Genomic DNA, 1132 nt, shown 5'->3' with positions numbered 1-1132 from the left:
TACCTGGGCAAAGGCTAGGCCGGGGCGCCGACCGGGCGCTTCTTGATTCCTGACCGGGTCGAGGACGGCGGACGGGCGGGCCGACCCGGTCCGGCGGGCCGAACGGGCCGGGCGGGGCATCCGGGTGCCGGTGCGGAGCGCTTATGCTCGGAACCGGAGCTGGGCGCGTCCCCGTCGGGGCAGGAATCGATTCGAGGGCGGCGTATGAACATCGGGGAGATCGCCCGGCGGGCGGGGGTGTCCCGCAGCACCGTGTCGTACGTGCTGAGCGGCAAGCGGACCGTCTCGGAGGCGACCCGGCAGCGGATCCAGGCGGTCATCGACGAGCTGGACTACCGGCCGAACGCCAGCGCCCGCGCCCTGAAGGAGGGGCGTACCCGCACCCTCGGGCTGGTGATCCCACCGGCGAGCCAGCGGTTGACCGACATGCAGTTGGGCTTCGTCGCCAGCGTCGTCGAGGCCGCCGCCCGCCACGACCTGGATGTGCTGCTGTCCCCGTCCGGCGGCGACCACGACCGGTCGTTCGAGCGGATCGTCACCGGGCGTCGGGTGGACGGCGTGGTCCTCATGGAGATCCGGTTGGAGGACGACCGGGTCACGCGGCTGGCCAGAACGGGTCTGCCGTTCGTCACGATCGGTCGGACGGCCGAAGCGCACGGCATGAGCTGGGTCGACATCGACTACGCCGGGCTGATCGCGCGCTGCGTGCACCACCTGGCCGATCTGGGGCATCGGCACGTGGCGCTGGTCAACCGCTCCGCCGAGCTGGTGGCGGCGGGTTACGGGCCCAGCCATCGCGCGCTGGCCGGTTTCCAGGCGGCGGTGGCGGAACGAGGTCTGGTCGGCGTGGACGTCTGCTGCGGCGACGACACGGCCTCCGGTGAGGCGTGCGTGGAGCAGTTGCTCGGGACGCATCCGGACGTCACGGCGGTGGCCACCATCAACGAGGCGGCGCTGCCCGGGATGCAGCGTGCGCTGACCAGCGCCGGGCTGTCCGTGCCGGCCGACTTCTCCGTCACCGGGGTCGCCGCCCAGCACTGGGCGGAGGACTTCCGCCCGCCGCTGACCGCGGCGGACGTGCCCATGCGGGACATGGGCGCCGAGGCGGTGTCGCTGCTGCTGGAGATCATCG

General features: G+C 72.7%; 1 protein-coding gene. It reads left to right on the top strand.

All coding sequences use genetic code 11. The annotated features are described in order from the left end of the window. Nucleotides 1-204: 204 nt before the first annotated feature. A partial coding sequence (locus tag AB0J68_RS32435; RefSeq protein WP_363942740.1) for a LacI family DNA-binding transcriptional regulator occupies nucleotides 205-1132 on the top strand: 928 nt, incomplete at its 3' end.

This window comes from Micromonospora sp. NPDC049580, from assembly GCF_040675595.1.
In the GTDB taxonomy this organism is placed as follows: Bacteria; Actinomycetota; Actinomycetes; order Mycobacteriales; family Micromonosporaceae; genus Micromonospora.
This window is presented reverse-complemented; position numbering and strand designations above follow the sequence as displayed.